Source organism: Streptomyces sp. NBC_01233, from assembly GCF_035989305.1.
Classification (GTDB): Bacteria; Actinomycetota; Actinomycetes; order Streptomycetales; family Streptomycetaceae; genus Streptomyces.
The window spans coordinates 3,252,893-3,274,937 of sequence record NZ_CP108514.1; the positions used below are offsets into that span (position 1 = coordinate 3,252,893).

Annotated in this window: 16 protein-coding genes; 2 read left to right on the plus strand and 14 right to left on the minus strand. The window is 71.9% G+C overall.

Annotated elements, in window-relative coordinates; genetic code table 11:
• Nucleotides 1–79: 79 nt before the first annotated feature.
• The 13 genes from OG332_RS15295 to folC all read right to left on the minus strand — a co-directional run bounded on the left by OG332_RS15295 (nt 80) and on the right by folC (nt 18,879).
• A complete protein-coding gene (locus OG332_RS15295; protein WP_327414000.1) occupies nt 80–4,057 on the minus strand; it encodes an Rne/Rng family ribonuclease in 3,978 nt (1,325 codons plus the stop codon).
• Between the two features lie 235 nt (nt 4,058–4,292).
• Nucleotides 4,293–5,072: a TIGR03936 family radical SAM-associated protein gene (locus OG332_RS15300; RefSeq protein ID WP_327414001.1), complete on the minus strand. Its 780-nt coding sequence runs from the start codon at nt 5,070–5,072 to the stop codon at nt 4,293–4,295.
• Between the two features lie 127 nt (nt 5,073–5,199).
• Nucleotides 5,200–6,285 (minus strand): hypothetical protein, encoded by a 1,086-nt coding sequence (locus OG332_RS15305; protein ID WP_327414002.1) that lies wholly within the window; start codon nt 6,283–6,285, stop codon nt 5,200–5,202.
• A 63-nt stretch (nt 6,286–6,348) separates the two neighbouring features.
• Nucleotides 6,349–8,274, minus strand: coding sequence for a TIGR03960 family B12-binding radical SAM protein (locus OG332_RS15310; protein ID WP_327414003.1), 1,926 nt, complete (start codon nt 8,272–8,274; stop codon nt 6,349–6,351).
• A 72-nt stretch (nt 8,275–8,346) separates the two neighbouring features.
• Nucleotides 8,347–9,867, minus strand: a complete 1,521-nt coding sequence (locus OG332_RS15315) for a CYTH and CHAD domain-containing protein (RefSeq protein WP_327414004.1) — start codon at nt 9,865–9,867, stop codon at nt 8,347–8,349.
• 49 nt (nt 9,868–9,916) lie between these two features.
• Entirely contained in the window at nt 9,917–11,116 is a 1,200-nt protein-coding gene (gene rodA, locus OG332_RS15320; protein ID WP_327414005.1) for a rod shape-determining protein RodA, read from the minus strand.
• Between the two features lie 12 nt (nt 11,117–11,128).
• The gene (gene mrdA / locus OG332_RS15325; RefSeq protein ID WP_327414006.1) at nt 11,129–13,309 is read right to left on the minus strand and encodes a penicillin-binding protein 2; all 2,181 of its coding nucleotides are present in this window, start codon (nt 13,307–13,309) and stop codon (nt 11,129–11,131) included.
• Nucleotides 13,310–13,322: 13 nt separating this feature from the next.
• Nucleotides 13,323–14,030 carry a rod shape-determining protein MreD gene (gene mreD / locus OG332_RS15330; protein WP_327414007.1) on the minus strand — a complete coding sequence of 236 codons (708 nt, stop codon included), beginning with the start codon at nt 14,028–14,030 and terminating at the stop codon, nt 13,323–13,325.
• 13 nt (nt 14,031–14,043) lie between these two features.
• The gene (gene mreC, locus OG332_RS15335; RefSeq protein ID WP_327414008.1) at nt 14,044–14,991 is read right to left on the minus strand and encodes a rod shape-determining protein MreC; all 948 of its coding nucleotides are present in this window, start codon (nt 14,989–14,991) and stop codon (nt 14,044–14,046) included.
• A gap of 133 nt (nt 14,992–15,124) precedes the next feature.
• Nucleotides 15,125–16,144 (minus strand): rod shape-determining protein, encoded by a 1,020-nt coding sequence (locus OG332_RS15340; protein WP_008738981.1) that lies wholly within the window; start codon nt 16,142–16,144, stop codon nt 15,125–15,127.
• A gap of 307 nt (nt 16,145–16,451) precedes the next feature.
• Nucleotides 16,452–16,862, minus strand: coding sequence for a nucleoside-diphosphate kinase (ndk, locus tag OG332_RS15345; RefSeq protein ID WP_030710854.1), 411 nt, complete (start codon nt 16,860–16,862; stop codon nt 16,452–16,454).
• Nucleotides 16,863–16,959: 97 nt separating this feature from the next.
• The gene (locus OG332_RS15350) at nt 16,960–17,337 is read right to left on the minus strand and encodes a DUF4233 domain-containing protein (RefSeq protein ID WP_327414009.1); all 378 of its coding nucleotides are present in this window, start codon (nt 17,335–17,337) and stop codon (nt 16,960–16,962) included.
• A gap of 3 nt (nt 17,338–17,340) precedes the next feature.
• Entirely contained in the window at nt 17,341–18,879 is a 1,539-nt protein-coding gene (folC, locus tag OG332_RS15355; protein ID WP_442816155.1) for a bifunctional tetrahydrofolate synthase/dihydrofolate synthase, read from the minus strand.
• A 117-nt stretch (nt 18,880–18,996) separates the two neighbouring features.
• On the opposite strand from folC, the gene OG332_RS15360 reads away from it, so the two are divergent.
• Entirely contained in the window at nt 18,997–20,046 is a 1,050-nt protein-coding gene (locus OG332_RS15360) for a rod shape-determining protein (protein ID WP_327414010.1), read from the plus strand.
• A gap of 12 nt (nt 20,047–20,058) precedes the next feature.
• Here the strand turns inward: OG332_RS15360 and OG332_RS15365 are convergent, their stop codons facing one another.
• Nucleotides 20,059–21,210 carry a sensor histidine kinase gene (locus OG332_RS15365; protein ID WP_327414011.1) on the minus strand — a complete coding sequence of 384 codons (1,152 nt, stop codon included), beginning with the start codon at nt 21,208–21,210 and terminating at the stop codon, nt 20,059–20,061.
• Between the two features lie 151 nt (nt 21,211–21,361).
• Between OG332_RS15365 and OG332_RS15370 the strand changes: the two genes are divergently transcribed.
• Nucleotides 21,362–21,973 (plus strand): vitamin K epoxide reductase family protein, encoded by a 612-nt coding sequence (locus OG332_RS15370; protein ID WP_327414012.1) that lies wholly within the window; start codon nt 21,362–21,364, stop codon nt 21,971–21,973.
• Nucleotides 21,974–22,045 lie beyond the last annotated feature (72 nt).

A 22,045-nucleotide genomic window follows, 5' to 3' on the forward strand; every position in this document is an offset into this window, starting at 1 on the left:
GGCCGGTTCCGGAGGGTCAAACCGGGCCCCGCACGGCCGTGGGCCCCGCCGCTCGGCGGGGCCCACGGTCATGAGCGGATCAGGCTTCGGTCGGAGCCGAGACGGAGGGCAGCGTCTGCTGCTCCGCCGCCGCGGTCTTCTTCGTCGCCCGCTTCGCCACGGTCTTCTTGGTCGTGGCCGCCTTCTTGGCCACGGTCTTCTTGGCGGCCGCCGCCTTCTTGGCCGGGGCCTTCTTCGCCGTGGTCGCCTTCTTGGCCGGAGCCTTCTTGGCGGCCTTCTTCGCCGGTGCGGCCTTCTTCGCCGGTGCGGCCTCCTCGGCCGGTGCGGCTTCCTCGGCCGGTGCGGCTTCCTCGACGGGCTCCGGGGCCTCGGTCGCCGGAGCGGCCTCGACGACCACCACGGCGGCCTCTGCCGCGCCTGCCGGGGACCCGGCGGGCGCGGTGGCCTTACGGGTGGCACGCCGGCGCGGACGGGCCGGTGCGGCCTCCGCCACGGGGGCCTCCTCGGCCACGGCCACCGGCTCGGGCTCGACGACGGCCGGCTCGGGCTCGACGACGGGCTCGGGCTCCGGCACGACGACCGGCTCCGGGGCCACCTCGGCCACGGGGGCCGGGGCGCCCGCCGGGGCGGTGGCCTTACGGGTCGCACGGCGACGGGTACGGCCCTTGGGGGCCTCCTCCGCCACCGGCTCCGCGACGACCTCGGCCACGGGCTCGGGCTCGGGCACCAGCACCGTGTCGGCCGGCTCGGTCACCGGCTCGGTCCCGGCCCCGGAGGCCGGGGCCTGCGCCGGAGCGGCCGCACCGCGCGGGGCGCCCGCCGGAGCGGTCGCCTTGCGGGTGGCGCGGCGCCGGTTGCGACGGCTGCTCAGGCCCGCAGCGGCCTCGGCCTCGGCCGGACTGCCGTAGAGCTCCTCGTCCGCGACGAACTCCGGCTCGGGCAGCGCACGCGGGGCGGCGGCCTCGGCAGCCACCTCCGCCTCGGACTCAAAGCCCTCCGTGTCGACCGTCTCGACCTCGTGGTCGTGCTGGTCGAACTCGCCACGGCCACCGCGGCGCTTCGAGCGCTTGCCGTTGCCACCGCCGCCGATCGCGGTCGGCGTCTCCATGTGCACGATGACACCGCGGCCGTTGCAGTGGACACAGGTCTCGGAGAAGGACTCCAGCAGGCCCTGGCCCACCCGCTTGCGGGTCATCTGGACCAGGCCCAGCGAGGTGACCTCGGCCACCTGGTGCTTCGTACGGTCGCGGCCCAGGCACTCCAGCATGCGCCGCAGGACCAGGTCGCGGTTGGACTCCAGGACCATGTCGATGAAGTCGATGACGACGATGCCGCCCAGGTCGCGCAGCCGCAGCTGGCGCACGATCTCCTCGGCCGCCTCCAGGTTGTTCCTGGTGACGGTCTCTTCGAGGTTGCCGCCCTGACCGGTGAACTTGCCGGTGTTGACGTCGATGACGATCATCGCCTCGGTCTTGTCGATCACAAGCGAGCCGCCCGAGGGCAGCCACACCTTGCGGTCGAGCGCCTTGGCGAGCTGCTCGTCGATCCGGTACGTCGCGAAGACGTCGACCTCGGAGGTCCAGCGGGACAGCCGGTCGCCCAGGTCCGGGGCCACGTGGTTCACGTAGCCGTGGATGGTCTCCCACGCGCCGTCACCGCTGACGATGACCTTCGAGAAGTCCTCGTTGAAGATGTCGCGCACGACGCGGACGGTCATGTCCGGCTCGCCGTACAGCAGGCTCGGCGATGAGGTCGAGATCTGCTTCGACTTCTTCTGGATGTCCTCCCACTGGGCCTGCAGGCGCTCGACGTCGCGGCGCAGCTCGTCCTCGCTCGCGCCCTCGGCGGCGGTGCGCACGATGACGCCCGCGTCCTCGGGGACGATCTTCTTGAGGATGGTCTTCAGGCGCGCGCGCTCGGTGTCGGGCAGCTTGCGGCTGATGCCGGTCATCGAGCCCTCGGGCACGTAGACCAGGTAGCGGCCGGGCAGCGAGACCTGGCTGGTCAGGCGGGCGCCCTTGTGGCCGATCGGGTCCTTGGTGACCTGCACGAGGACCGACTGGCCGGACTTGAGGGCGGACTCGATGCGGCGCGGCCCGTTGGCCATGCCGAGCGCCTCGAAGTTGACCTCACCGGCGTACAGGACCGCGTTGCGGCCCTTGCCGATGTCGATGAAGGCGGCCTCCATCGACGGCAGCACGTTCTGGACCTTGCCCAGGTAGACGTTGCCGACGTACGAGGTGGCTTCTTCCTTGTTGACGTAGTGCTCGACGAGCACGTTGTCCTCGAGGACGCCGATCTGGGTGCGCTCGCCCGACTGGCGGACGACCATGACGCGCTCGACGGCCTCACGGCGGGCCAGGAACTCGGCCTCGGTGATGATCGGGACGCGGCGGCGGCCCTGCTCGCGGCCCTCGCGGCGGCGCTGCTTCTTCGCCTCCAGGCGGGTCGAGCCCTTGATGGACTGGACCTCGTCGGACGGCTCGGCCTTCTCACGGGCCGGGCGCGGCTCGCGGACCTTGACGACGGTGCGGACACCGTCCTCGTCGCCCGCTTCGGCGGCCTCGGCGGCGCCGTCGCCACTACGGCGACGGCGACGGCGGCGACGGCGGCTGGAGCTGGAACCGAGTGCCTCCTCGGCCTCGTCCTCTTCCTCCTCGTCGGCCTCCTGCTCGGCGGACTCGGCCTCTGCCTCGGCCTCCTCCTCGGCGGACTCGTCGAGGTCGGCGGCCTCACCGCGGCGGCGGCGACGGCCACCGCGGCGACGACGGCGCGACGGGCGCTCGCCCGACTCGTCGCCCTCTTCGAACTCCGCGGACTCCTCTTCGAGCTCGGCCTCGGGCTCCTCCTCGGCGAGAACCTCGGGGAGGGAGACCGGCACGGACTCGGCGGCCGGGGCGGACTCGGCGGCGCCGCGCCCACGGCGACGGCGGCGACCGGCGGGCTGCGGGGCGGGGGTCTGGACAACCTCGGCCTCGACCTCCGTCTCCTCCTCCTCCTCGACCTCGTCGGCCGGGGCGGCGGCGCGGGCGGCCGCGGCGGCCATGGCGGCCGTCTCGGGGGTCTGGAACATCGGCTCGGCGAAGACCGGGGCCTGGAAGACGGCGACGGCGGGGCGCGCGGCGCGGCGGGCGCGGGCCGGGGCGGCGGGCGCCTCGGTCTCGGCGGCGGGCTGCGCGGGGGCGGCCGGAGCGGTGGTGGAGCGGGTGGCGCGGCGGCGGCCGCCGCGCTTCGGGGAGTCCAGGGCGTCGGCGACCGTGAAGGCGCGGGCGGCGGCCTTGGGGGCCTCCTCCACGACCGGCTCGGCCTCGGCGGCCGGGGTCTCGACGACGGCGGCGGACTCGGCGGCCGGAGCGGTCACGGCGCGGGTGGCACGACGACGGGCACGCGGAGCGGGAGCGGCCGGGGCCTCCTCCTCGACCACGGGCGCGGCCTCGGCGGCCGGAGCCTCCGGGGCGGCCACGGCGCGCGTGGCACGGCGACGGGCACGCGGAGCCGGAGCGGCCGGGGCCTCCTCCTCGACCACCGGCGCGGCCTCGACCACGGGAGCCGGAGCGGCGGCGGACTCGGCGGCCGGAGCGGTCACGGCGCGGGTGGCACGACGACGGGCACGCGGAGCGGGAGCGGCCGGGGCCTCCTCCTCGACCACGGGCGCGGCCTCGGCGGCCGGAGCCTCCGGGGCGGCCACGGCGCGCGTGGCACGGCGACGGGCACGCGGAGCCGGAGCGGCGGCGGGCTCCTCGGTGACCGGGACGGCAGCGGGAGCCGCGGCGGCGGGGGCCTCGACGACGGCCTCGGCCGGCGTCTCGGGAGCGGCCACGGCGCGGGTCGCGCGGCGGCGGGGACGTGCGGGGGCGGCGGCCGGAGCGGCCTCCGCCTCACTCGCCCGGGAGTCGGCCGGGGCGTCCTCCGTGGCCGGGGTCGCCTCTGCGGTGGTCCCGCCGGGCGGGCCGGCGGGCCGGGAAGCGGCGCGGCGACGCCTGCGCGGCGGCAGGTTGTCGCTGGGGCTGCCGCTGTCGGCGTTACCTGCGGTGGTGTCGTTTTCGTTGTTGAGCATTGCGGGCGGTTCTCCCGTCACGCTCCCGGGCGCCGCGGCTGACTTCCGGTCCGGCTCGGCTCCGCGTAATGAGCGCGGAACCGGCCTCCGGGGCGCGTTCGCCACACGGGAGCTGTAGTCCATGGCCGCCGGTTCCGTACGTGTTGTCCGTACGGCCTGGCGGAAGTCTTCAGGTCAGTGCGCGGCCCGACCCAGGTGGCTCCCGAGTGCCAGGGCTGCGCGACGACGACGATCCCTACGCGGCGGGACCTTCCGGCGCCTTCGCGTCGGCTGCTACGGCGGCCGTGGGTGGGGCGGCCGTGTCAGCCTCGCGGTCGGGCGCGAGCGGGTCGGTCACCGTGCCGGACTCCTCGTCAAAGAGCCCCTGCGCCAGCCTGGTCACCGCTGAGGGGACCGGCGGCGCCAGGTCGGCCACAGCTCGGAGACCGGACAGGACGTCGTCGGGTCGCACGGCAGGTGTCAGATGCCGAACAACCAGCCGCAGTATCGCACAGGCATTGTCCAGCGGCCTATCAGCCGGGGCGGGAAGGGCTTCGAGAGAGACGACGGCGCCGCGCGTGTCGAAGGTCCGCATCCCGTTCTTGGTACGTCGCTGCACCTCCACGGTCTCGGCGGCGAGGAAGGACGTCACGGCCCGCTCGGCCTCGGCGGGCTCCACGCCGTCCAGGCGCAGCTCCCACACGGAGGCGGTCAGCCGGTCCGCGAGGCCCGAGGTGCGGGCCTCGACGGCGTCGATGATGTCGAGCCCGGTCGGCATCGACTCGTCGAGCAGCTCGCGGAGCTTCTCGGGGTCGCGGGGCTCGGCGAGGGCGATCTCCAGGTATTCGGCCTCGCTGCCGGTCCCGGTCGGGGCGGCGTTCGCGTACGAGACGCGCGGGTGCGGGGTGAAGCCGGCCGAGTAGGCCATCGGCACCTCGGCGCGGCGCAGGGCCCGCTCGAAGGCGCGCTGGAAGTCTCGGTGGCTGGTGAACCGGAGGCGGCCGCGCTTGGTGTAGCGCAGTCGGATGCGCTGCACCACCGGTGCGGGAGGCGGGCCTTCGGGCTGTCGCTTGCCCAGTGGTTCTTCTCCTTGTGCGGGGCTCCGCGGCTCGCGCGTCGCCCTGAGCGTCTGTGGGACCGGCCGGCCCCGCCCTGCCTCCGGCTCACCCCTGCCGTTCGTGGAGGGAGATCTCGGGAGCGGGCGTGTTGCCTGCGGCTGTCGTACTACCCAGAGTACGCGCCCGTGACCTCGCCGGTTCCACGGGAGGAGTACCGAACAGCGCCTGCCGTACGGCGGCCCGCGCCTCCCTGACCGCGGCGCGGCCGGTGCGCCAGACCTCGCGGACCGCGTGGCCGGCGGGGGTCAGCACGTGCCGGTACACCCGGGACGCGGGCCAGCCGACCAGCACCCAGCCGACCCGTTTGAGCCCGCGCCACAGGGCTCCGGCGATCCGGCCGGCCACGTGCCAGGCCCAGAGGAGGACCTGCCCGACCGGGGTGAGCACGTACCGGTACAGCGCGACCGCCAGCCAGGCGAGGCCGGGTCCGACGGGCCGCAGCAGGTACCGGTAGGCCGCCACCGCCAGCCACGCGAGGCCGAGTCCGACCGGCCGCAACAGGTACCGGTACAGCGCCACCGCCAGCCACGCGAGGCCGTGTCCGATCGGGGTGAGCACGTACTGGTGGGCCGCCGCGGCCAGCCATGCGAGGCCGCGGCCGACGGGCACGAGCACGTACCGCCACAGCGCGACCCACGGCCACACGAACAGGAGCACGGCCAGGGCCCGGACCACCCAGGCCACCGCCTTGCCGAGCGGGGCGAGCAGGTACCGCAGCCCGCCCCGGCCGGCCCAGGCCAGCGCCGCCCCGAGCGGACGGAACACACAGGTGGTGAGGAACCGCCCGGCCGGAGCGAGCAGGTGCGCGTACGCGCCGCGGCCCAGCCAGGCCAGGCCCCGCCCGACCGGGGTGAGCAGGTACCGCCACAGCCCGACCCACGGCCAGACGAGGACCAGCTTGAGCAGGGTGGCCAGCACCCGGCCGAGCACCCGGAGCGCCGGCTCGACGGCATGGACGTACAGCGGCCGGAGGACGTGCCGGTGCGCGGCCCGGCCCAGGGCGACGAGCAGTTCCCAGACCACTCGTACGGGCAGTACGACGAGTACGGCGACGATCTTGACGGGGATCCTGACGACTCCCACCAGGCATCCGTCGCCACCGTCGCCGGGAGGCCGTTCGCGCGGTTCCATGCAGTCAAGGACACGGCAGAGGCCCCCGCCCGTTGCGGGCGGGGGCCTCTCGTGACCCAAGGGTTACTTCACGACCGACAGCGGCAGCAGCTTCTTGCCGGTGGGGCCGATCTGGATCTCGGTCTGCATCTGCGGGCACACGCCACAATCGAAGCACGGGGTCCAGCGGCAGTCGTCGACCTCGGTCTCGTCGAGGGCGTCCTGCCAGTCCTCCCAGAGCCAGTCCTTGTCGAGACCGGAGTCCAGGTGGTCCCAGGGCAGGACCTCCTCGTACGTGCGCTCGCGGGTCGTGTACCAGGCCACGTCCACTCCGTAGGCCGGCAGCGTCTTCTCCGCGGCCTCCATCCAGCGGTCGTACGAGAAGTGCTCGCGCCAGCCGTCGAAGCGGCCGCCCGACTCGTACACGGCGCGGATGACGTCGCCGATGCGGCGGTCGCCGCGCGAGAGGAGGCCCTCGACGATGCCCGGCTTGCCGTCGTGGTAGCGGAAGCCGATGGAGCGGCCGTACTTCTTGTCGCCGCGGATCTTGTCGCGGAGCTTGCCCAGGCGGGCGTCCGTCTCCTCGGCCGACAGCTGCGGCGCCCACTGGAACGGAGTGTGCGGCTTCGGCACGAACCCGCCGATGGACACCGTGCAGCGGATGTCGTTCTGACCGGAGACCTCGCGGCCCTTGGCGATGACGTTGACCGCCATGTCGCCGATCTGGAGGACGTCCTCGTCGGTCTCGGTGGGCAGGCCGCACATGAAGTACAGCTTCACCTGGCGCCAGCCGTTGCCGTACGCGGTGGAGACCGTACGGATCAGGTCCTCCTCCGAGACCATCTTGTTGATGACCTTGCGCATGCGCTCGGAGCCGCCCTCGGGGGCGAAGGTCAGACCGGAGCGGCGCCCGTTGCGGGTCAGCTCGTTGGCCAGGTCCACGTTGAACGCGTCCACGCGGGTCGACGGCAGGGACAGGCCCACCTTGTCGTCCGCGTAGCGGTCCGCGAGGCCCTTGGCGATGTCGGCGATCTCCGTGTGGTCGGCCGAGGAGAGGGAGAGGAGACCCACCTCTTCGAAGCCCGTGGCCTTCAGGCCGCGCTCCACCATCTCGCCGATGCCGGTGATGCTTCGCTCCCGCACGGGGCGCGTGATCATGCCGGCCTGGCAGAAACGGCAGCCGCGGGTGCAGCCGCGGAAGATCTCCACGGACATCCGCTCGTGGACGGTCTCGGCGAGCGGGACCAGCGGCTGCTTGGGGTAGGGCCACTCGTCGAGGTCCATGACCGTGTGCTTGGACACGCGCCACGGCACGCCGGAGCGGTTGGGCACGACACGGCCGATGCGGCCGTCCGGCAGGTACTCCACGTCGTAGAAGCCCGGCACGTAGACGTTGCCGGTCTTCGCCAGGCGCAGCAGGACCTCCTCGCGCCCGCCCGGCCGCCCCTCGGCCTTCCAGGTGCGGATGATCTCGGTCATGTCGAGGACGGCCTGCTCGCCGTCGCCGATGACCGCGCAGTCGATGAACTCCGCGATCGGCTCGGGGTTGAAGGCCGCGTGGCCGCCCGCGAGGACGATCGGGTGGTCGACCGTACGGTTGCGGGCCTCCAGCGGGATGCCCGCGAGGTCCAGCGCCGTGAGCATGTTGGTGTAGCCCAGCTCCGTGGAGAAGGACAGGCCGAACACGTCGAAGGCGGAGACCGGGCGGTGGCTGTCCACGGTGAACTGCGGCACCTTGTGCTCGCGCATCAGTTCTTCGAGGTCGGGCCACACGCTGTAGGTGCGCTCGGCGAGGACGCCCTCGCGCTCGTTCAGCACCTCGTAGAGGATCATGACGCCCTGGTTGGGCAGCCCGACTTCGTACGCGTCCGGGTACATGAGCGCCCAGCGGACGTCGCAGCTCTCCCACTCCTTGACCGTGGAGTTGAGTTCACCGCCGACGTACTGGATGGGCTTCTGCACATGCGGAAGCAGGGCCTCAAGCTGAGGGAAGACCGACTCGGTCATCACGCGACTTTCGTGAAGCGGGCAGGGGGCAGCTCTCAAGCGTACCTCGGCCCCCGGCCGCCCCCACCCACATGATCATCCCAACGCCGCCCGCAGCGCGGGCTTCGAGGCCTTCGCCCAGATGCCCGGAAGTTCCCGTTCGCGCCGCTCGGCCAGGGCTTCCTCGCGGGCGTAGAGGACACCCCAGGTGAACGCGGACTCGCCCGCGCCCGCCGCCTGGACCGCGAGGCCGCGCAGGGCATCGCGGGCCACCACGCTGTCCTGGTGGTCGCCCAGCAGGGTCTGGACCTTCTTCACGGCCTTGGCCATGCGTTCCGCCGGTTTGCCGAGTGCCGGCGTCGCCGCCTCCGCCGCGTACCGGGCGCGTTTGGCCGCCTTGCGGGCCTCGTGCAGGGCCACGTCACGCTCGTGGCCCTCCTCCAGGGAGAGCGCCGTTTCCACCCGGCCCGCGAGGCGCTCGTAGTCGCGCAGCACCGCCTTGGGCAGGAGGCTCTCCGCAGGGCGGGCGGCGCCCTTGAGCAGCGGCGGCGCCTCCAGGAGGGCGTCGAGGGAGTCCAGGAGGGAGACGTAGCGCTCGCTGTCGAGGACGGCCAGGGCCCGGCGGCGCGACGCGGAGCGCCGGGTGGTGTTCCACACCCGCAGCCGGCTGCGGACCGGGCCGATCACCAGGGTGCGCGGCAGCTCGCCGATGCTGGTCTGGATCCGCTCCAGCAGGACCTCCTGGTCGCGGTCGACGCCGAGTTCGGCGGCCAGCCAGCGCAGCTCCTCGCCGATCGGGTCGGTGGCCGCCCGGTCGAGCACCTTGCGGTACGTCTTGAAGGCGCTGCGCAGCCGCCGGGTGGCGACCCGCATCTGGTGGACGGAGTCCGGCAGGCTCCGCCGCACGGCCGGGTCCTGGGCGATCAGGGCGTCGCGCTGTTCACGCAGGTACGCCAGGACGTACGCGCCCGCCGTGCCCTCGGGGCCGCCGCCCTCGGGCCGGGCCGGGGGTACGGCGTCGGTCTCCACGAGCGCCCGGGCGAGCTTCGAGGGGGCGTCGGAGACCCGGAGCCCGGCCTTGCGGAAGGTCTTCTCCACGGCGTCGAGCAGTTCGGGGTCCACCCCGTCGGCGAGTTCCACCTCGACCTCGGTCCAGGAGGCGCTGGCCTGGCCCCGCTCGGCCAGGACCTCGTCGGTGCTCAGTTCCGCGAGCAGGGCTCCGTCGGCGTCGAGCAGGTGGCTGACGCGGCGCGAGGAGACCAGCCTGACCTGCGGCTGGAGTCCGGAGCCGCGCACCCGGGAACGGACGAGGGCGGCGAGGGAGGGCGGGACGGTGTCGCTGAGCGCGGCCGAGACCTCGTCGCGCACTCCCGGGGAGACGGGCAGTTTGAGGTGCCAGCCCGCGTCCGCGCCGCCCGTTCTGCGCCGCAGGGTGAGACCGTCGGCGGCGAGCCGTTGGTCGGGGGTGTCGTAGTAGACGGCGTCGAGGTCGACGGTGCCCTGGTCGGAGACGGCCGCGATCGCGGCCGTGCCCGTCAGGTCCGGCAGCCCGCGCCGGGCAGATTCGGCCTTGGAGAACTCGAATTTACGCTCGACTTCGCGCTTGGTGTCCGCCATAGACCGAACTTAGTCCTGAACGGAACACGGCGGCAGGGTGAACAGGGGATCAGGCTGACAATGGCCGTTGCACCTTGATCGACTGCAGCAGTCCGATCGCCACCCACACCGCGAACATCGACGAGCCTCCGTACGAGACGAACGGCAGCGGCAGCCCGGCCACCGGCATGATCCCGAGGGTCATCCCGATGTTCTCGAAGGACTGGAAGGCGAACCAGGCGATGATCCCGGCGCAGACGATCGTCCCGTACAGCTCGGTGGTCTCCCGGGCGATCATGCAGGCCCGCCACAGGATGACGGCGAGCAGGAACAGGATCAGCCCGGCTCCGAGGAAGCCCAGTTCCTCCCCCGCCACGGTGAAGACGAAGTCGGTCTGCTGCTCCGGCACGAACTGGCCGGTCGTCTGCGAGCCCTTGAAGAGCCCCGAGCCGGTGAGACCGCCGGAGCCGATCGCGATGCGCGCCTGGTTGGTGTTGTAGCCGACGCCCGCGGGGTCCAGCTCCGGGTTGGCGAAGGCCGCGAAGCGGTTGATCTGGTACTCGTCCAGGACGCCGAGCTGCCAGATCAGGACGGCGCCGCCCGCGCCGGTGCCGAGGAGTCCGAGCACCCAGCGGTTGGAGGCACCGGAGGCCAGCAGCACGCCGAGCACGATGACGATCATGACCATGACGGACCCGAGGTCGGGCATCAGCATGACGATGCCCATCGGGGCGGCGGCCAGGCAGAGCGCCTTGACCACCGTGCGGTGGTCCGGATGGGTGAGGTCGCCCGCGTCCACCCGGGTGGCCAGCAGCATCGCCATGACCAGGATGATCGTGATCTTCACGAACTCGGAGGGCTGGAGGGAGAATCCGCCGCCGATCACGATCCACGCGTGGGCGCCGTTGATGGTGGCGCCGAGCGGGGTCAGCACGGCCAGGATGAGCACCAGCGAGAGCCCGTAGAGGACCGGCACCGCACCGCGCAGGGTGCGGTGGCCGAGCCAGACGGTGCCGATCATCAGGACGAGCCCGATGCCGGTGTTCAGGGCGTGCCGGGCCAGGAAGTAGTACGGGTCCCCCTGGTTCAGCTGGGTCCTGTTGCGGGTCGCCGACCACACCAGCAGGGCGCCCATGAAGGACAGGGCGATCGCGGAGAGGAGTATCGGCCAGTCGAGCCGGCGCACCACGGAGTCGCGGGCGGTGAGCTTGGCCATCGCCCCGCGCTCGGGCGCGTACCGGGAGACGGAGAACTTGTTGGCGGTCTGCATGTCTTTCGGTCCTCAGTCGTGCCGTGCGGGGGGCGGGGCGGGCGGCCCGGCGAGGGCGGGCGGTTCCGGTTCCTCCGGGGACGGCGGCACGTACGGCCGGATCTCCGGGGAGTCGATGGAACCGTCGGGGCGGATCCTGGGCAGGTTCGCCTCGGGCTTCAGCAGCAGGGCCTTCTTCAGGTCCTGCTTGCCGGCCATGTCGAGACCGTAGATGGCGTTGTAGAGGTTGCGGACGGCGGGGCCGGAGGCTCCGGAGCCGGTGCCGCCCTGGGAGATCGTCATGACGATCGTGAAGTCCTTGGTGTAGGTCGCCAGCCAGGACGTGGTCTGCTTGCCGTACACCTGGGCGGTGCCGGTCTTGGCGTGCATCGGGATCTTGTCCATCGGCCAGCCGATGAACCGCCAGGCGGCGGTGCCGCCCGGCTCGGCGACCGAGCGCAGGCCCTTGTCGAGGTCGGCGACGGTCTTGGCGCTGATCGGCAGCCTGCCGTGGGACTGCGGCTTGATCATCTCGATGCGCTTGCCGTCAGGACTGATCAGGGCCTTGCCGACCGTGGGGTTGTAGAGGGTGCCCCCGTTGCTGATGGCGGAGTACGCGGTGGCCATCTGGATGGGGGTGACGAGGACGTCTCCCTGGCCGATGGCGAAGTTGATGCTGTCGTAGGCCTTCAGCTGATTGCCTTCGAGGCAGCTCTCGTAGGCGATCTGCTCGACGTAGCTGCCGCCCCGCTTGCCCTGCTTGCACCAGGAGTCCTTGTTGGCCGCCCAGAAGCTCTGCTTCCACTGGCGGTCGGGGATGCGCCCGGTGACCTCGTTCGGCAGGTCGATGTGGGTCTCGGAGCCGAGTCCGAATTCGCGGGCGGTCCGGTAGAACCAGTCGTGGGCGTTCTTCTTGGGCTTGAGGCCGCCGTCGCGGTTCCACTCCTTGTGGCCGAGGGCGTAGAAGACGGTGTTGCAGGAGAACTTGAGCGCGTCGCCGAGGGTGATGGGGCCGTGCCCCTTGGACTCGAAGTTCGCGAAGCTCCGGCCGCCCATGTTGTAGGAGGCGCTGCAGTTGTACTTGTCGTTGAAGCCGTAGCCGGCCCGTACGGCCGCGCTCGCCGAGACCACCTTGAAGATGGAGCCCGCGGGGGCCTGGCCCTGGATGGCCCGGTTGAGCAGCGGGTAGTTGGAGTTCTTGCTGGTGAGCCTGGCGTAGTCCTTGCCGGAGATGCCGCCGACCCAGGCGTTGGGGTCGTAGTCGGGCTGGGAGGCCATCGCGACGACGCGGCCGGTCTTGGCCTCCATGACGACGACGGCGCCCGAGTCGGCCTCGTACTTGCGGCCGGTGATGTTGTCGGTCTCGTGACGGACGGTCTTCATCGCCTGCTGGAGCTCGAATTCGGCCACGGCCTGGACCCGGGCGTCGATGCTGGTGATGAGGGTGGACCCGGCCACGCCCGGGTCGGACTTGGTCTGGCCCATGACCCGGCCGAGGTTGTCGACCTCGTACGAGGTGACCTCCGCCTTGCCGCGCAGCTGCCGGTCATAGGTGCGTTCGATTCCGGAGCGGCCGACCTGATCGGACCGCAGGTGCGGCGAGTCGGTGTCCTTCGCCTTCTGGATCTCGTCGTCGGTGACCGGCGAGAGGTAGCCGAGCACCTGCGAGGTACGGGCCCCGCCGGGAGCCGGGTAGCGGCGGACGGCGGTGGGCTCCGCGGTGATGCCGGGGAAGTCCTCGGGGCGCTCGCGCAGCTGGAGCGCCTGCTGCGTGGTGGCTTCGAGGGTGACCGGAATCGGCTGGTACGGGGAACCGTTCCAGCAGGGCGCAGGGGTCTGGGAGTCGCAGAGGCGGACCTTCTCCATGACCTCCTTGGGGGTCATGTCCAGGACGTCGGCGAGGCGGGTCATGACGCCCTTGCCCCGGTCCTTCATCTTCATCAGCGCGGTCCGGCTGGCGGAGACGACGAGCCGGGTCTCGTTGTCGGCGAGGGGGACCCCGCGGGCGTCGAGGATCGAACCGCGCACGGCGGGCTGGACCACCCGCTGGACGTGGTTGCTCTTGGCCTCGTGGTAGTACTCGGCGCCGTTGCGGATCTGCAGGAACCAGAGCCGGCCGCCGAGGGTGACCAGCATCGAGAGGATGAGCACCTGCATGATGACGAGCCTGATCTGCACCCGGGAGGTGCGGCCGGTCTCCGGAACGTTCGTCATGCCTGCTCCTCCCTCACAGCTTCTTGACGCTCTTCACACCCTTGACTGCCTTGACGCCCTTTATGCGGACGGCCTTGTTGGCGCGGGAGCGCGCGGTCTTCAGCCGCAGCCCGCCGCGCTGGCTGCCGATGCGCAGGCCCGTACCGCCGGCCAGCCAGCCGGCGGAGACGTCGGCGGCCTTGTTGGCGGGGCCGCCGCCGGCCTCGACGGCCATCGGGTCGTTCTCGGCGCGCCGGGCCAGGGCCATGATGAACGGCACCGTGAACGGCGCGAGCAGCAGGTCGTAGAGGGTCGCGGTGAACAGCAGCCCGGTCAGGCCCACGTGGCGGGCGGCGGTGTCGCCGACGAGGGCGCCCACGCCCGCGTAGAGCAGGGTGGAGCCGGTCGCGGCGGCGACGACGGTGAGCATGGGGCCCCAGGCGGAGCGGAAGCGCCCGCCGTCGGGGCGGACCAGCCCGCAGAGGTAGCCGATGACGCACAGCACGAGCGCGTACCGCCCGGCGGCGTGGTCGGCGGGCGGGGCCAGGTCGGCGAGGAGACCGGCGGCGAAGCCGATCAGGGCTCCGCTGACGTGCCCGTACACGAGTGCGAGGGCGACGACGGTGAGGAGCAGCAGGTCGGGTACCGCGCCGGGCAGTTGGAGCCGACCCAGGACGGTGACCTGGACGACGAGGGCGACCACGACGAGCGTGGCCGAGAGCAGGATCCGGTTGAAGCGCATGGGCGGTCTGCTCCTACTCGTCGGCCGGCTTGCCGGGCACACTGGCGGACCCGGACGGGGTCACCGTGACGGTGACCGTCGGGGTGGGCTTGGGGGCCTCGGGCTTGGGCGGCAGCACGGCGTCACGGGGGTCCTCGCGCGGCGGCATCACGACGACGCCGACGATGTCCAAGCGGGAGAAGGCGACGGCCGGATTGACCCAGACGGTGCGGGTCAGGTCGCCGCGCGAGGGGTCGACCTTGATGACCTCGCCGATCGGCACGCCGGGCACGAAGGGCTTGTTGCCGCGCGAGCCGAAGGTGACGAGCCGGTCGCCGGGGTTGATCTTGGCCTTGCCGTTGAGCATCTGGACGGACATCGCGCGGTCGCCCTGGCCGGTGGCGAAGCCGAGTTCGCCGGTCTTCTCCAGCCGGGTGCCGACGGTGAAGTCGGGGTCGTTGGCGAGGACTACGGTGGCGGTGTCCGGGCCGACGGTGCTGACCCGGCCCACGAGCCCGTCCCCGTTGAGGACGGTCATGTCGCGTTCGATGCCGTCCTTGCTGCCGGCGTCGATGGTGACGGTCCAGGAGAAGCCCTGGGCCGCTCCTATCGCGATGACCTCGGCGCCCTTGATGCCGTACTGTCCGGCGCCCGCCCGCTTGAGCATCTCGTCGAGCTCGTGGATGCGGCTGCGGGTCTGCTCGTCGCTGCCGAGCTTGGCCTTCAGGGCCGCGTTCTCGCGCTCCAGCACGGCGATGCGGTTGTGCCGCTCGCCCGAGTCCCGTACGGCCCCTATGGCGTTGGCGACCGGATCGACAGCGGTCGCCACACCCTTCTCGACCGGCCCGAAGACCGCTGCCGCGGCCCGCCGGGCACCGTCGACCGGCGACTCCTCGCCTGCCCTGATGTCCACCGTGATCAACGCGAACGCGATGGCGATCAGAAGCACCAGGAGCAGCCGGCTTTCTCGTGTGTCCCTCACGTGCGGCGGCCGTGCCTTCCTCGTCGGAATTCTCTTTTGCCTGTATATCAACGATCCGCCGCACGGGCCCGGTAGCACCCGTACGGCGGATCCTTGTGTTCCGCATGGCCCCTCCGGCAGGGAGGGGTGTCTGTCAGCGACGGGGCTGGGCGTCCAGGACCTGCTGGAGCGCCTCGAACTCCTCGACGCACTTGCCGGAGCCGAGCGCCACGGAGTCGAGCGGGTCCTCGGCGATGTGGATCGGCATGCCGGTCTCCCGGCGCAGCCGCTCGTCGAGGCCGCGCAGCAGGGCGCCGCCGCCGGTCAGGACGATGCCGCGGTCCATGATGTCGCCGGAGAGCTCCGGCGGACACTTGTCGAGCGTGGTCTTGACCGCGTCGACGATGGCGTTGACCGGCTCCTCGATGGCCTTGCGCACCTCGGCGGCCGAGATGACGACCGTCTTGGGCAGTCCGGAGACCAGGTCGCGTCCTCGGATCTCGGTGTGCTCGTCCTTGTCGAGGTCGTACGCCGAACCGATGGTGATCTTGATCTGCTCGGCCGTGCGCTCACCGAGGAGGAGCGAGTACTCCTTCTTGATGTGCTGGATGATCGCGTTGTCGAGCTCGTCGCCGGCCACCCGGATGGACTGTGCCGTGACGATTCCGCCGAGGGAGATGACGGCGACCTCGGTGGTGCCGCCGCCGATGTCCACGACCATGTTGCCGGTGGCCTCGTGGACGGGCAGGCCCGAGCCGATGGCGGCGGCCATGGGCTCCTCGATGATGTGCACCTGGCGGGCGCCGGCCTGCGTGGACGCCTCGATGACGGCGCGTCGCTCCACTCCGGTGATGCCGGAGGGGACACAGACCACGACGCGCGGACGTGCCAGGTACCGTCGCTTGTGGATCTTGAGGATGAAGTACCGGAGCATACGCTCGGTGATCTCGAAGTCGGCGATGACGCCGTCCTTGAGGGGTCGTACGGCGACGATGTTGCCGGGCGTGCGCCCGATCATCTTCTTCGCCTCCGAGCCGACCGCCAGAATGCCGCCGGTGTTCGTGTTGATGGCGACCACGGACGGCTCGTTCAGGACGATCCCCCGGCCCCTCACGTACACCAGCGTGTTGGCGGTCCCGAGGTCGATCGCCATGTCACGGCCGATGAACGACATGTTGTTCCCCTTGTTCCCCATGAGGAGCGTCTGGCCTTCCAGTTGATAGCGGCTGCTGTCAGGTCGGCGAGGTGGGTGTGTGGGTGGAGGCCCCATCGTAGTGCCGGAGGTACGGACACCGCGCGACGGGACTCCGGCAATCCCGCCGGAATGGATACCCGCCCCCTGAATGGTGACGACGTGTCCTGCCCAGGCGTTCCCGCTCGTGCCGGGAAATACCGCAGGGCGACCGAAATTACTTCGGTCGCCCCAGGTCATGAGCGCTATTCGGCTGATGTCTCGTCAGGAAAGAGTGATCCGAATGAGTCTAGAGAGCGGGGAAGAACAGCTTCAGCTCGCGCTCCGCGGACTCCTCCGAGTCCGAGGCGTGGATGAGGTTCTCCCTGGTGACGGTGCCGAAGTCGCCCCGGATGGAGCCGGGCGCCGCGGCGATCGGGTCAGTGGGTCCGGCCAGCTGGCGGACACCCTCGATGACGCGTTCCCCTTCGACGACCAGGGCGACCACGGGACCGCTCGCCATGAAGCCCATGAGGGGCTCGTAGAACGGCTTGCCCTTGTGCTCGCCGTAGTGCGTCTCCAGGGTCTCCTGGTCCAGCGTGCGCAGCTCCAGTGCGGGAATGGTCCAGCCGGCCTTCCGCTCGATGCGGCCGATGATCTCGCCGACCAGACCACGACGGACGGCGTCGGGCTTGAGCAGGACGAGGGTGCGCTGGGTCATGTTTCGGCTCCTTGCGGCAAACGGGTGCGGTGGGACGAATCTACAGGGCCATCAGGGGCCGGCCGGCCGGTCGCCGGCCGGGCCCGGAGCGAGCCCGTCACGCGGTGTCGGGCGCCGCGGGCGCCGCGGACGCCCCGGATGCCTCCTGCGCGGCCGCCCAGCGCTCCTTGATCGTGTCGATCTTCCGGCCGTAGTGGACCGAGCACCACCACAGGCCGGCGAAGACCGCGCCGAGGAAGAACATCGTGGGGACGACGAACCCGCTCACGATCAGGCCGATCTGCAGGGCCCAGCCCAGCTGGACCGCCCCGGGACGCGACAGCATCCCGCACAGCAGCACCGACAGCAGCATCGTGACCCCGCACACCGTCCAGACCATGGCCTGGGTCAGATCGGGGTCCTTCATCGCCACCAGCCCCGCGAAGCCGATCACGAAGAACTCGCCGATCAGCGTGCTCGCACACAGCGTGCGCATCCCTCAGCCCCTCTTCAGCAGCAGGCGGGCCTCGCCCACCGTGATCACGGAACCGGTCACCAGGACCCCGCCCCCTCCGTACTCGGCCTCTTCCTCCGCCAGGGTGATCGCCGCCTCCAGGGCGTCGTCCAGCCGCGGCTCCACCTGCACCCGGTCCACGCCGAAGACCTCGACCGCGACGGCCGCCAGCTCGTCCGCGCCCATCGACCGGTGGCTGGAGTTCTCCGTGACCACCACTTCCGCGAAGATCGGCTCGAAGGCCTCCAGTACCCCGCGGACGTCCTTGCCCTCGCTCGCGGCCACGACCCCGATCAGCCGGCTGAAGCCGAACGACTCGGTCACCGCCTCCGCCGTGGCCGCGGCACCCGCCGGGTTGTGCGCCGCGTCCAGGACCACCGTCGGGCTGCGCCGCACGACCTCCATGCGGCCCGGCGAGGTCACCGAGGCGAAGGCCCGCTGCACCGTCTCCAGGTCCAGCACCCGCGCGTGCTCCTGGCCGATCCCGAAGAAGGCCTCGACCGCCGCCAGCGCCACCGCCGCGTTGTGCGCCATGTGGGCGCCGTACAGCGGCAGGAAGATGCCGTCGTACTCCCCGCCCACACCGCGCAGCGTCAGCTGCTGGCCGCCGACCGCGACCTCGCGCGAGACGACGCCGAACTCCATGCCCTCGCGGGCCACCGTGGCGTCGGCCTCCACGGCCTTCTTCAACAGCACCTGCGCCGCGTCCACCGGCTGCTGCGCCAGGATCACGGTCGCGTCCTGCTTGATGACGCCACCCTTCTCCACGGCGATCTCGCCGGGCGTGGAGCCGAGCCGGTCGGTGTGGTCCAGGCTGATCGGGGTGACCACCGCGACCGAGGCGTCGATGACGTTGGTGGCGTCCCAGCTGCCGCCCATGCCCACCTCGACCACGGCCACGTCCACGGGCGCGTCCGCGAAGGCCGCGTAGGCCATTCCGGTGAGCACCTCGAAGAACGACAGCCGGAACTCCTCGGCGGCGTCGACCATCTCCATGTACGGCTTGACGTCCTGGTACGTCTCGACGAACCGCTCGGCGCTGATGGGCGCCCCGTCGAGGCTGATCCGCTCGGTGATCGACTGCACGTGCGGGCTGGTGTAGCGCCCGGTGCGCAGCTCGAAGGCGTTCAGCAGGCACTCGATCATGCGGGCGGTGCTCGTCTTGCCGTTGGTGCCGGTGACGTGGATGGAGGGGTACGCGCGCTGCGGCTCGCCCAGCACGTCCATCAGCGCCGCGATCCGCGACACCGACGGCTCCAGCTTGGTCTCGCCCCAGCGGGTGGAAAGCTCCTGCTCCACCTCCAGCAGTGCCTTCGCGACCTCCGGGTCGACGGGCGGGGCGGGTACCGGGTCGCCCTGGGGCGGTCCGGCCTGGGCGCGCAGGGTGCGGCTGCCGGCCTCGATCACCGCCAGGTCGGGGTCGCGGTCGGACTCTTCCGCCACGATCTGGTCGAACTCGTCGAAGGTGCCGGCGAGGTCGTCGTTGTCGTCGCGGTCGTGGCTCTCGGGCTGCTGCTCACTCACAGGGCCAGTCTACGGACGGGGACCCGCATGACTTTCGGCCCGGCCGTTTAGGGACGTTCGGCGGCAAGAGCGACCGGATCGTTATGCAAGCCTTGCGAGCAGCAGATAGGGGAACAAATGCCGCAGGCCAGCACGAACAAGACGGCTACCAGCCGCGACATAGGGATGGACCTGGGGACGGCCAACACCCTCGTCTACGCGCGGGGGCACGGAATCGTCCTCGACGAGCCGTCCGTGGTCGCCGTCAAAGCGGGCACCACCACCGCCCTGGCCGTCGGATCGGACGCCAAGGAGACCATCGGCCGCACCCCCGGCTCCATCACCGCGATCCGCCCCCTCAAGGACGGCGTGATCTGCGACTACGAGGCCGCCGAGGAGATGATCCGGCACTTCGTGCGCAAGGCCGTCCCCGGCCGCCGGCCGCGCACCCGGATGGTGATCTGCGTGCCCTCCGGGGTCACACCCGTCGAGCGGCGCGCCATCGTCCACGCCTCCACCCGGGCCGGAGCCAAGGCCGTGCACCTGATCGAGGAGCCGATGGCCGCCGCGATCGGCGCCGGACTGCCCGTGGCCGAACCCCGCGGCTCCATGGTCGTGGACATCGGCGGCGGCACCTCCGAGGTCGCCGTCATCTCTCTGGGCGGCATCGTCACCTCCCGGTCCCTGCGCACCGGCGGAGACCGGCTCGACGCCGCGATCACCGACCACGTCCGCAAGCAGCGCGCGCTCCTCATCGGGGAGCGCACCGCCGAGGACGTCAAGCTCGGCATCGGCTCGGCATGGCCGGTGCCGGACCGGCCGGAACTGGAGACGCGCACCTTCACCGTGCGCGGTCGCGAGAAGGTCGGCGGCATGCCCAAGACGCTGGAGCTGGGCGCCGCGGACGTGCGGGCGGCCCTCGACGAGCCGGTCGAGGCGATCATCGCCGCCGTCCGCACCACCCTGGAGGACTGCCCGCCCGAACTGTCCGGCGACGTGATGGAGCACGGCATCGTCCTCACCGGCGGCGGCGCCCTGCTCCCCGGCCTGGACCTGCGGATGGCCTCGGCGACGGGCATCCCGGTCTTCGTGGCGGACAACCCGCTGCACTGCGCGGCGCTGGGCTCCGGGCGGTGCGTGGAGGACCTGGACGCCCTGGGCGGCCTGCTGGTCCCGGCGAAGGCCTAGCCGGGGCGCCGTTCAGCCGCGCGGCAGCGTGGCCACGACCTCGTACGCGTCCTCCGTGCGCCTCGCCGTCAGGGTCCCGCCCAGGCTGCGCACGCGCTCGGACATGCTCGCCGTGCCGGAGCCCGCCGAGACGGGGGCCCGGCCCGGGGTCCGGGCCGGCAGCGCGTTGCTGACGGCGATCCGCAGCCGCGGGCCGTCCGCCGCGATCGACACGTCGATGGTCTCCCCGTGCGCATGCTTGGCGGCATTGGTCAGGCACTCCTGCACCACCCGGTAGACCGCCGCCTGGCGCAGCGGCGACAGCCCGTGCGCCTCCCGGTCCATGGCGAGGCGCACCGGCGACCCCGCCCGCCCGCTCTCCTCGGCCAGCGCGGGCAGCCCGTCCACGCCTGGAGTCGAGGCCCGCTCCCCGCGCTGCACGATGATCTCGTTGAGCACCAGATGGGCCCGGCGCGCGGTGTCGGCCAGCTCCTCGAAGTCCTTCGCGTGCGTCGTCTCGCGCGCCCGCACGGACAGCACTTCGGAACGCACCGTCAGCAGGGTCAGTTCCCGTCCGACGAAGTCGTGGACGTCGCGGGCGACGGAGGTGCGCTCCTGCTGGACGGCCTGCAGCACGGCGGACTCGGCCCGCCGGGCGGTGAGCTCCCCCACCAGGTCGTGCCGGTAGGCGGCGATGCCCACCGCCGAGGCGAGCACCCCGATGGGCACGAACAGGCCGAGGAACCCGCTGAGCGTCCCGGCCTTGTCCGCCGCCCAGCCCGGCACGCAGGAGAACAGGAGCAGCGCGAAGGCGACGTACCCGATCGTGGCCAGGACCGCGGCCCGCCGCCCCCGGTAGCGGCCCACCGAGTACAGCGCGAACTGGATCAGGGTCAGCTCGTGCAGCCACCCGATGAACAGCAGCGCGGCCACGTACGAGATCCAGGGCGTCCGGCGGCGCACCAGCAGGCTCGCGCAGCCCACGGCGAGCACGACCGCGGCGGCGGCCCCGCTCAGCGAGTTGTCGGCGGCGGCGAGTCCCGGCAGGTCGAGGGCCATCAGGCCGAGGCAGCTCAGCGCCGTCAGCACGTCCAGCGCGCGCGGTGATCCGGCCCAGGTCCCGGTGAGCCGGCGGCCGGAGGCCACCCACCGGTGGTACGCCGAGACGACGGGCTTGACGAGCATGCCCTCCATCATCCGTGGTCAGCGGATCGGATCGGAGCAGCTGGGACCGAAAACCGAGTGATGTGGGGCACTTCGGACAGGCCGGAGGTCCCGGCATCCCGCGACCTTGCGCCCTGCCGCGGGTCTGCCGGACCCTCGTAGGCTCGGAAGAATGACGACCGGAACGACCACCGGAACGACCGCCGCGGCTGCCGCCGCAACGGCCACCCGCCGGGGCACTGACAGCGGCACCGGCACCGCCCTGCTCCTTCTGATCGGCGGCCTGATCGGCGCGCTGGCCTCCGGAGTCCTCGCGTACGACCGCATCCGCACCCTGGAGGACCCCCTCTTCACCCCGGGATGCAATGTCAGCGCCGTCCTCAGCTGCGGCGACGTGATGACCACCTGGCAGGGCAATCTGCTGGGCTTCCCGAACAGCCTGCTCGGCCTCGCCGGCTTCGCGGCCCTCGCCGCGCTGGGCCTGGCCCTGGTGGCCGGGGCGGTGTTCCCGCGCGGGCTCTGGCTCGTCCTGTGGGCCGGCCTCGCCGCGGGCTCCGCCCTCACGGTGTGGCTGATCGGCCAGTGCCTGTACGTGATCGGCGCGCTGTGCCCGTGGTGCATGGCCGTCTGGGCGGTGATGATCCCGCTGTTCTGGTACGTCACACGTCACCTGGCGGCGCCCGGCTCCCGGCTGCGGGCGCTGCCGCACTGGCTGGTCCCGCTGGCCGCGTACGCGGTGCTGGCCGCGCTGGTCCTGGCGGAGTTCGGCATCCGCCTCCTGTGAGACCGTCCCCCGCACGGGGAACGCATCAAGGCGAAGGCCCCCGCATCGACCGACGGTGCGGGGGCCTTCGCC

Coding starts and splice junctions, on each gene's coding strand:
- ndk (WP_030710854.1), bottom strand. CDS start 16,862: ATGACCCAGCGCACCCTCGTCCTGCTCAAGCCCGACGCCGTCCGTCGT.
- OG332_RS15370 (WP_327414012.1), top strand. CDS start 21,362: ATGACGACCGGAACGACCACCGGAACGACCGCCGCGGCTGCCGCCGCA.
- rodA (WP_327414005.1), bottom strand. CDS start 11,116: ATGCAGACCGCCAACAAGTTCTCCGTCTCCCGGTACGCGCCCGAGCGC.
- OG332_RS15305 (WP_327414002.1), bottom strand. CDS start 6,285: ATGGAACCGCGCGAACGGCCTCCCGGCGACGGTGGCGACGGATGCCTG.
- mrdA (WP_327414006.1), bottom strand. CDS start 13,309: ATGACGAACGTTCCGGAGACCGGCCGCACCTCCCGGGTGCAGATCAGG.
- OG332_RS15365 (WP_327414011.1), bottom strand. CDS start 21,210: ATGCTCGTCAAGCCCGTCGTCTCGGCGTACCACCGGTGGGTGGCCTCC.
- OG332_RS15350 (WP_327414009.1), bottom strand. CDS start 17,337: ATGCGCACGCTGTGTGCGAGCACGCTGATCGGCGAGTTCTTCGTGATC.
- mreD (WP_327414007.1), bottom strand. CDS start 14,030: ATGCGCTTCAACCGGATCCTGCTCTCGGCCACGCTCGTCGTGGTCGCC.
- OG332_RS15360 (WP_327414010.1), top strand. CDS start 18,997: ATGCCGCAGGCCAGCACGAACAAGACGGCTACCAGCCGCGACATAGGG.
- OG332_RS15340 (WP_008738981.1), bottom strand. CDS start 16,144: ATGTCGTTCATCGGCCGTGACATGGCGATCGACCTCGGGACCGCCAAC.
- OG332_RS15315 (WP_327414004.1), bottom strand. CDS start 9,867: ATGGCGGACACCAAGCGCGAAGTCGAGCGTAAATTCGAGTTCTCCAAG.
- OG332_RS15295 (WP_327414000.1), bottom strand. CDS start 4,057: ATGCTCAACAACGAAAACGACACCACCGCAGGTAACGCCGACAGCGGC.